This is a genomic window from Paenibacillus sp. FSL F4-0243 (genome assembly GCF_037963295.1).
Lineage (GTDB): Bacteria > Bacillota > Bacilli > Paenibacillales > Paenibacillaceae > Paenibacillus_AQ.
In genome coordinates, this window is sequence record NZ_CP150151.1 from 3,344,875 (window position 1) to 3,354,821 (window position 9,947).

Annotated in this window: 6 protein-coding genes; all 6 read left to right on the forward strand. The window is 42.5% G+C overall.

Annotated elements, in window-relative coordinates:
• The first annotated feature begins 66 nt into the window (after positions 1 to 66).
• The 6 genes from NSS87_RS14895 to NSS87_RS14920 all read left to right on the forward strand — a co-directional run bounded on the left by NSS87_RS14895 (position 67) and on the right by NSS87_RS14920 (position 9,865).
• Positions 67 to 1,626: a response regulator transcription factor gene (locus NSS87_RS14895; RefSeq protein ID WP_339248160.1), complete on the forward strand. Its 1,560-nt coding sequence runs from the start codon at positions 67 to 69 to the stop codon at positions 1,624 to 1,626.
• Entirely contained in the window at positions 1,623 to 3,401 is a 1,779-nt protein-coding gene (locus NSS87_RS14900; RefSeq protein WP_149644523.1) for a sensor histidine kinase, read from the forward strand. The genes NSS87_RS14895 and NSS87_RS14900 overlap by 4 nt, the downstream gene beginning before the upstream one ends.
• Positions 3,402 to 3,586: 185 nt before the next feature.
• Complete coding sequence (locus tag NSS87_RS14905; protein WP_042188169.1) at positions 3,587 to 4,897, forward strand: extracellular solute-binding protein; 1,311 nt, start codon at positions 3,587 to 3,589, stop codon at positions 4,895 to 4,897.
• 132 nt (positions 4,898 to 5,029) lie between these two features.
• The gene (locus NSS87_RS14910; RefSeq protein WP_042193893.1) at positions 5,030 to 5,938 is read left to right on the forward strand and encodes a sugar ABC transporter permease; all 909 of its coding nucleotides are present in this window, start codon (positions 5,030 to 5,032) and stop codon (positions 5,936 to 5,938) included.
• The gene (locus NSS87_RS14915) at positions 5,938 to 6,759 is read left to right on the forward strand and encodes a carbohydrate ABC transporter permease (protein WP_042188171.1); all 822 of its coding nucleotides are present in this window, start codon (positions 5,938 to 5,940) and stop codon (positions 6,757 to 6,759) included. Before NSS87_RS14910 ends, NSS87_RS14915 begins: the two co-directional genes overlap by 1 nt.
• 37 nt (positions 6,760 to 6,796) lie before the next feature.
• Entirely contained in the window at positions 6,797 to 9,865 is a 3,069-nt protein-coding gene (locus tag NSS87_RS14920) for a glycoside hydrolase family 2 TIM barrel-domain containing protein (RefSeq protein ID WP_339248166.1), read from the forward strand.
• Positions 9,866 to 9,947: the final 82 nt, after the last annotated feature.

A 9,947-nucleotide genomic window follows, 5' to 3' on the forward strand; every position in this document is an offset into this window, starting at 1 on the left:
CTTTTTAAATTTGTTCAATCAGTGAATGAACATAATAACAGGTTGAACAGCTGCAAGGGGGCAGATATGAAACCAATATTTAAGATTATGATTGTGGATGACGAGATGCTGGTTAGACAGGGAATTAAACATCTTTTGGATTGGGAACAAGAAGGGTATCGAATCGTCGGGGAGGCCTCTAACGGTGTTGAAGCACTGAGTATGATGGATGAGCTGAATCCTCATATTATTATTACGGATATCGTAATGCCAATAATGGGCGGGGAGAAGCTAGTCAAGATCGTTAAGGAGAAGTACCCACACATTGAAGTAATCGTCTTAAGCAGCTTCAGTGAATACGATTATGTCCGTTCCACATTTCAGAGTGGGGTAGCGGATTACATCCTTAAGCCGAAACTGGAAGCCGATTATCTGTTGTCTATCCTAAATAAAACTACAGCTAAGATGGCAGGGATGAAGATAAGCGACCCAGGGGCCGATCCAGAGGAAAAGCAGCTTTTGTTCGCGATCGAGAAGCTCATGACGGGATATGAGTCAGTGCTAGAACCTGCTTTGCTTCATTCCAAGTTTCCACACGCACAATTCGCATTTTTCGGAGCAGATATGAAGCATATTAAAGATTCTGGTGATAAGTTAACGTTCGCAAATGAAATCGAAAGAGGAATTCAAAAGTTAGCATTGGACGATGTTGTGTTTATTCGGTTAAAGTTTGTTAACGACTCGGTCATTTATTTGCTTAACGTTAATCCAGAACATTGGGACGAGCTTGTGATTGAACTCCGTTATCTGATCTCAGAAATAGAACATCGTGTGAGAGAAACACATTTTATTATCAGTCAGAGCTTCGCGCACTTTGAGAGACTTGGTGAGATTTATCGAGACAATTACTTGAAGCTTACACGATACAGTTTCTACTTGCCAGAACGAAGTCTGATTGAGAATGATCATTTGCCGGGTCTTCCGGGTGCATATCAGGAAATTGATATGGGAGAATTAATGGACCAGTTGAGACGTAAGCAATTCCAGAAGGCATTTACAGAGTTTCTTGAATATGTCCATCTGCGTTCAATGGATTATCGCATTGATATTTTCGAATTTAAATCGCTATTGGGCAACTTTATATTTAACGTAGCGACCACGCTTGGAAAAATGAAATGTGAGATCGGAGGTCTGGAGGAGACCAAATACGACTACTTCCGAAAAATAGATGAAGCAATGTATGCAAGTGATGCTATTGCTGTTACCGAAGCATTCATTCGAGAAGTTGAGCGCACGATTGGTGAGACGAATTCATCGGTTAACCCCAATATGACAAAGCTACTCGAATATATTCAGAATCATTATGCAGATCCGATCACACTGACAGGGGTAGCTAGACAGTTCCACTTCAATGCTTCTTATTTATCGAGTTATTTTACTGCCCATAATGGAGAAGGCTTTAGTGAGTACCTGAATAAAGTCCGTTTGGAAAAAGCTATGGAATTGCTCGAGACAACAGAAAAATCAATTTCTGATATTAGCGCAAGCGTGGGATATTCAGATCAGAGTTATTTCACCAAGGTATTTAAAAAGCAGACTGGCATTTCTCCAAGCCGGTACCGGAGACGGGACGTAGAGCAGCCATGATTGGAAATTTCATTAACAATATTAGAAAGCAGGGCTTATTCCTCAAGCTGTTTCTCGTGACCCTAATTAGCATCGTAACTGTATCACTCTTGACGCTGGCTATTACAATTAGTATGTCGGAGAAATTATTTTTACAGACCTTTAGTATTACAAACGGCAAACTGCTGAATCAGATGAAGTCAAACCTGGAATCGTATAACAACATTATTGCTACCGGTGCTACTATGATGGCTCAAAATGAAGCTATCCGGAATTATTTATCTAGCGGAGAGACGGATGCAGTGAATCTTGCGATCAAAACATATCACATGACAGAGGGCATGCGGGCAATCCGCTCTAACCTCAGCGCCGTTGATGTTGGTATCATGATCGTGGGTGTAAATGGCAGGAGTTATTCAACAGATCCTTGGTATTGGGACATTTCTGCAGATGAACTAATGGCTCACCCAATAACGAAGGAAACCATATCCCATCCTGATCAAATCCTGTACCAGCTCGATCTAAGGGAAAATAAAGAGAACGTGAAAGAGCCTATGCTGGTAGCTTCCAAAGCTTTATTTGATCATTCGACCGGAAGAATTTATGGCACCATGTATGTAGCCATTCGTGATCGAGACTTCAAGCCCTTTTATGCTAACTTTACGAGTGAGGGTAATGACGTCGTGTTGCTGAATAAGAAGGGATTAATTGTATCCAGCAGCAAGACAGAAATGATTGGGCTCCGCGATAAAAAGCTGCTGCAAGAAGTAGAGGATGGAGGTAAAAATGGCGATTCTACCTATGTGATGGGGAATGAACGAATTGTTTTCTCGGAATACTTACCTGAATTTGATTTTTATATGGTGAACCTGATAGATAAGAACGCCGTGACCGGACAGATGGTGAATGCCAAAGCGGTGACACTGACAATCATGGCTATCGTGGCAATATCGCTCATTATTGTTTTTTTGATTACCCGAAAAATGACGAAGTCCTTGCGTGTACTCGTTAAACAGATGTCGAGTATTCCTACAGGTGATTTCGATAATCATGTAGATGTCACTAATAGTAGTTATGAAGTTAAGGAGTTAGGTAACGCCTTCAATTTTATGCTTGATTCACTTCATGATTATGTTGATAAGCTGATGGAGACTCAAAAGCAACAACGTAATGCGGAGCTGGCGGCACTCCAAATGCAGATTAACCCACATTTTTTATATAATACGCTGGCTTCTATCAAATTTCTAGTGCAGCAGGGCAATAAGGAAAAAGCAGCTGGAACGATAAATTCACTAATCTCACTCCTGCAAAATACAGTAAGCGATGTTCATTCTACCATTCCTGTTAGTCAAGAATTGGAGTCGTTGAAGCATTATGTGTATATCAATCACGTGAGATATGGTGAGAAGATCCGTGTGAATTACTTTGTGGAGCCAGAGAGCTTGGATTATCATATGCCGAAGCTAATTCTTCAACCTTTTATCGAAAATGCTTTCTTTCATGCATTCAACCTTAAAGATGAGGGAAGAATTCTCATCATGATTTCCGTGCAGGAAGAGCAACTAGTATGTGAAGTTGTAGATAACGGTGATGGAATGGATCTTGACCCGAATTTGCTGGAAGAGGAGCAGCTACCAGCTTCGAAGCACAAACGCCAACTATTCTCGGGGATCGGTATACGGAATGTGGATGACAGAATCAAATTGTTATACGGTGAGAGATACGGGATTAATATTACAAGCAAACGGAATGAAGGTACACAAATCGTTGTTACGCTTCCATTGTTAAAAAACTAAAAATTTTACATGAATCTAAAAAAAGTACCAGAGTCGATATGAGAATCAAAATAGGACCCAATAATATCACCAAAGCTAACAAAGATACTGCCAAAGAAAACGAATACAAAATGATAAGATGGAGGCGTAGCAGAGAAAACGCTTCCATCTTTATTATTTTTCAGACTATCAAGGGGGTTTACGTAGTGAAAAAATTATTATCCGTAATGCTAGCTAGTGTGGTTCTACTGTCGGCATGTTCCACAGGTGGAACGAAAAATGAAACGAGCAACTCTGGTAACTCCGGTGCCGAAGGTAGCAGCAAGCCAAAAGAGATTACAGTTTGGGCTTGGGACCCGGCGTTTAACATTGCCGCTATGAATGTTGCCAAAGATGCTTATGCGAAAGTTAATCCGGACGTAACGGTTAACGTCGTTGAGAACGCGCAAGCTGATATCGTTCAAAAGCTGAATACGGGGCTAAACTCTGGTTCCACGAAGGGTCTGCCTAACATTGTGTTGATCGAAGATTATCGTGCACAGAGCTTCTTACAAGCTTATCCAGATTCTTTTTATGAATTGACGGATGTTGTAAAGGCTGCTGACTTTGCGGATTATAAGATTGGCCCTACCAGTGTTGACGGCAAACAATACGGTGTTCCGTTTGACTCTGGAGTAACTGGAATGTATGTACGGACAGACTATCTCGAGCAAGCAGGCTACAGCCTGGATGCATTACAGGATATCGACTGGAAGCAATATATCGAGATCGGTAAAGCTGTAAAAGAGAAAACCGGCAAAAGCATGCTAACACTTGATCCGAACGATCTTGGTCTTATCCGAGTGATGATCCAATCGGCGGGCGCATGGTATACCGGAGATGATGGTCAGACTCCGACTATAGAAAGCAACCCTGCTTTGAAAGAGGCACTTGTGATGTACAAAGAAATGATGGATTCCGGGATCGTAAAAGTAATTTCAGACTGGAGTCAGTTTGTAGGTGCATTCAATGGTGGTGAAGTGGCTAGTGTACCTACAGGTAACTGGATTACACCTTCGATTAAAGCAGAAGCTTCTCAATCTGGTAAATGGGCAGTAGCTCCACTACCTAAGTTAGGAGCAACAGAAGGCTCTGTTCACGCTTCCAACCTTGGAGGTAGTTCCTGGTACGTAATGAATGTAGATGGTAAAGAAGCAGCAGCTGAGTTCCTATCTAAGACTTTTGCTTCTGATGCTGAACTGTATCAGACGTTGAATACAAAAGTTGGTGTTATCGGCACCTTGAAAGCTGCGGCGAGCGGTGAAGCTTACTCAGCTGCGGATGAATTTTTCAAAGGCCAAAAGGTCGTATCAGACTTTGCAGCATGGACCGAGCAAATTCCTAACGTCAACTATGGCATGAACACTTACGCAATCGAGGACATTATGGTTGTAGCAGTACAATCTTATCTAGGTGGCAAAGATGTAGACACTGTTCTGAAAGATGCGCAGAAGCAAGCGGATACTCAAATTCGCTAATCGCACTTAGGCTGTACAACCGATGCCCTTGCTCCTTCTTCTCCTGTAAATTGGATTTATACAGAAGGATAGGTAGCAGGGGCTTTCATCTCTAATATATAAGACAGAAGGGTGCGGAGTGGAGTGGAAACTATAAAGACAGGGCTAAGCCCGCAAAAACATAAGAGCTCTAAAGGGTCACGGCAGATCCGTCTGACGGGTTGGTTATTCGTCCTTGTGCCGGTCATTATGATCAGCGTTTTCTATTTTTATCCAATGATTCAAGCTTTAATTCTATCTTTTAAGTCGGGTAGAGGAAGCAATCTTCATTTTACCGGACTAGATAACTATATTCGATTGTTTAGCGATACTACTTTTCTTACTGCCGTCAAAAATACATTTATTTATTTGATTATTCAGGTTCCAGTCATGCTGGTACTGGCGCTCTTTATCGCCGTCCTGCTAAATGACGATAGACTGAAATTTAAGGGTTTTTTCAGAACGGCTATATTTCTGCCGACGGTAACCTCACTTGTAGCGTATTCCGTTGTTTTCAAGTACATGTTTGGAGCCGAAGGGATCATTAACAAATTTCTGGTGAATTTTCATCTAATCAGCGAACCGATTCAATGGATTACTGACCCCTTCTGGGCCAAAGTTACGATCATCATTGCTATCACCTGGCGCTTTACTGGCTATAATATGATTTTCTATTTATCATCCCTGCAAAATGTAGACAAATCTATATATGAAGCTGCTCACATAGATGGCGCTAGTGCATTTACTCAATTTTTCAAAATCACAATTCCTCTACTGAAACCGATTATCTTGTTTACGACGATAACATCGACCATTGGAACACTTCAGTTGTTTGATGAGGTGGTTAACATCACGAAAGGTGGACCCGGCAATGCAACCATGTCGATTTCCCAATATATTTACAACCTTTCCTTTGAATACACACCTGACTTTGGATACGCTGCAACCGTCTCCTACTCGATTGTTGTAATGGTACTCATTCTGACGCTGATTCAGAACAAAGTAGGAGGAGACAAGAGATAATGAAAACTAAACGCATGTTTACTTACCTGTTTCTAGTCATCGCTGCGCTGATCTCTATCTTTCCATTTATCTGGATGGTTATTAGTGCCACAAATCAGTCGGTTGATGTAACTAAAGGGACATTACTTCCGGGTACGCATCTCTTTAAAAATATAGACAATCTCTTTAGTTCAGTGGATATGTGGCAGGCTCTTTGGAATTCTGCAAAAATCTCTGTTGTTACTACTTTACTTTCACTATTGGTAGCATCGGCGGCTGGATATGGTTTTGAAATGTACCGCAGCCGTGGTAAAGATATCGTATTTAATATCTTACTAGCCTCTATGATGATTCCGTTCGCGGCAATCATGGTACCTCTATTTCAAATGTTCGCCAAAGTATCGAGTGTCGTGCCGTTCCTTGGTATCGATACAGCAGCAGCAGTTATTATGCCGACATTTACAACAGCATTCTTAATTTTCTTCTTCCGACAAAATACAAAAATGTTTCCTAAAGAAATGATGGAAGCCGGTCGCATCGATGGTCTTTCGGAATTTGGTTTATTCTTCCGCATATATATGCCAACGATGAAATCAACTTATGCTGCCGCGGCGATTATCACCTTCCTTAACAGCTGGAACAACTATTTATGGCCTTTGATCGTATTGCAATCACCAGAAAATATGACCGTGCCATTGCTAATATCGAATCTTGGATCGGGTTATGCGCCTGACTATGGTCTGATTATGTCCGCGATTGTCATTACGACCCTGCCGACTGCCCTTGTATTCTTCATGATGCAAAAGCAATTTGTGGCTGGGATGACGGGTTCAGTTAAATAAGCTAATGATCATTTTAAAGCAGAAGGAGGAAAATTAGATGAAGCAGCAGGTTGAACGGGGCGTCGCTCCAAGTTTGGAATGGTTGTCAGACCCTTCCATTTATGCAGTAGGCAGAATACATGCGCACTCCGATCATCGGTATTACGAGACGAAATTTGAGGCTGAAGGGCTTGGAGATATGCGTTGGCGCCATAGCCTGAACGGAAGCTGGAAATTTAGCTACGCCCACAACGCTATGGAACGACAGGCGCATTTTTATAAGGAGAACGTGTCCTGTAGAGGATGGGATGATATTGAGGTTCCTGGACATATCCAGCTTCAGGGTTTTGGGCAGCCTCAGTACGTGAATACGATGTATCCATGGGATGGTCATGAGCATCTTAGACCTCCAATGATATCTGAGGATCACAATCCTGTAGGCAGCTATGTTAAATATTTTGAAGTGCCTTTAGGCTGGGAGCAACGTCCACTGTATATCTCTTTTCAGGGAGTTGAATCCGCTTTTTATATCTGGCTAAATGGGGAGTTTATTGGCTATAGCGAGGATAGCTTTACGCCGAGTGAATTTGATCTGACACCGTACTTGACGGCAGGTGAGAATAAGCTGGCGGTTGAGGTCTATCAGCGCAGTACCGGAAGTTGGTTGGAGGATCAGGATTTCTGGCGCTTCTCCGGAATCTTTCGCGATGTGTATCTATATACTGTGCCTGATGTTCACGTGAGGGATCTCCACGTTCAGACCGATCTGGATGAGAAGTTTGAGCAGGGAACGCTAACGGCTGTATTGCAGTTGATGGGTAAGCCTGCTTCGAAAGTGGTCCTTGAACTTAAGGATAAGGCAGGTAATCTTGTAGTTCGTAGCGAGACTGGAATTTCAGGAGATTCCGTTTCGCTTACGGTTGAGGCATCAAAGGTTCATCTGTGGAGCGCAGAAGATCCTAATTTGTATACCCTTTACGTATCTGTCTTCAACGCATCCGGGGATCTTGTGGAAGTTGTGCCGCAAAAGGTTGGATTTCGAAAATTCGAGATGATCGATAAGATTATGCACTTAAATGGTAAACGTATTGTATTCAAAGGTGTCAACCGGCACGAGTTTAATTCGCGCTTCGGACGCAGTATTACGAAAGAAGATATGCTGTGGGATATAAAGACTTTGAAACAGGCGAATATCAACGCTGTACGGACGTCGCACTATCCGAATGAAACACTCTGGTATGAGCTGTGTGATGAGTACGGTGTGTATGTTATTGACGAGATGAATTTAGAATCGCATGGATCATGGCAAAAAATGGGTGTTGTAGAACCGTCTTGGAACATTCCGGGCAGTAAGCCTGAATGGCAGGATATCGTAATGGATCGTGCGATTTCCATGGTGGAGAGAGACAAAAACCATCCATCGATTCTGATTTGGTCCTGTGGCAACGAGTCTTTTGCCGGAGAAGTTATTCGGAACGTAGCGAATTATTTTCGTGAGAAGGATTCTACGCGTCTGGTTCATTACGAAGGGGTGTTCCATAACCGGGATTATGATGATGCGAGTGATATGGAAAGCCGGATGTATGCGAAAGCAGCAGATATCGAAATGTATTTAAAAGAGAATCCATTAAAGCCATATATTAGCTGCGAATACATGCATGCGATGGGGAATTCCGTTGGAGGATTGCATAAATACACAGAGCTAGAGCAGAAGTATCCAATGTATCAAGGTGGATTTATCTGGGATTTCATGGATCAGGTCATCGTAAAAAATGATCGATATGGCAAACCTTATATGGCTTATGGTGGAGACTTCGATGACCGTTCAACCGATTACAACTTCTCAGGAAACGGAATTGTGTATGCGGATCGCAGATGGTCTCCGAAAATGCAGGAAGTGAAATTTCTATATCAGAACGTCAAACTTTCCCCTGATTGCTATGGGGTTATCATCAGAAATGAGAACTTATTTGTTGGCTTGGATGCTTATAAATTGAACTATTGTCTGAATTATGAGGGCAAGGAATTCCATCGTGGCATTGTATTCGCCCAGGTTAAACCCGGAGAAGAAAGATATGTAGAACTTGATTTACCAGAGACTAAACTGTCTGGTGAGTATAGTTTAGATGTTTCTCTTGTGCTCAAAGAAGATTCGTTATGGGCAAGCGCTGGTTATGAAATCGCTTTTGGACAGTATGTATTTCAAGTGGAGAACAAGTCAGGAGATGAGGTTACAACACAGCCTAAGGTAAGCACTAGTGTAAATGATTTTCGCGTAGTTGAAGGGGATGTAAATATTGGCGTTCACGGTCGTGACTTCTCTGTAATGTTCTCGAAGCAGGCTGGTACACTAATATCTGTCAAATATTCGGGACGGGAAATGATCTCTTCGCCGCCGGCACCGCTCTTCTGGAGAGCGATGACAGACAACGACAAGGGGGCGGGAATGCATTTCGACTCTTCCATTTGGTATGCTGCAAGTTTGAGCCGAAGAACCTTAAGCTTCGAGCTTATGGAAGAAGAAGACCGAGCGACTGTGACTTACGTGTATAAACTGAGTGTGTCAGAGGAAGTACGAGTAAGTGTAACTTACACGGTGTTCTCCGATGGGAGCATAAAGGTAAAATCAAGCTACCATGGAGAGCCGGGTTTACCGAAGTTTCCCCTCTTTGCTTTAACCTTCAAGGTGCCAGCGGATTATTACCAGCTGAATTGGTATGCGAATGGGCCAGAAGAAAATTATATTGACCGTTCGTTTGGCGCGAGATTGTGTCGCTTTCAGAATCATGCGGTGGACAATGTATCGTCCTATTTGGTACCGCAGGAATCAGGCAACCGTACAGGTGTGCGCGAAGTATCCGTAACCAACGATCTTGGTCAAGGGATTATTATATCCTCACCATTCTCAGCCCCTGTTGAAGCCAACATATCGCCATATTCGGCAATGGAGCTGGAGAATGCGACGCATCATTATGAGCTGCCGAACATTCATCATACCGTTGTTACGATTGCCGGTCGTCAAATGGGCGTTGGCGGTGATGACAGCTGGGGAGCACCAGTTCTTGATGAATATTTAATTGATCCATCAATAGATTTGGATTTTGAATTTACAATTCGCAGAGCATAATTAGAGACGGATAGCAGTTGCCTCAATGGATAAGGTTGGGGCAACCAAATCCTATTTGTGAATGATGTAATAGTTTATTTAT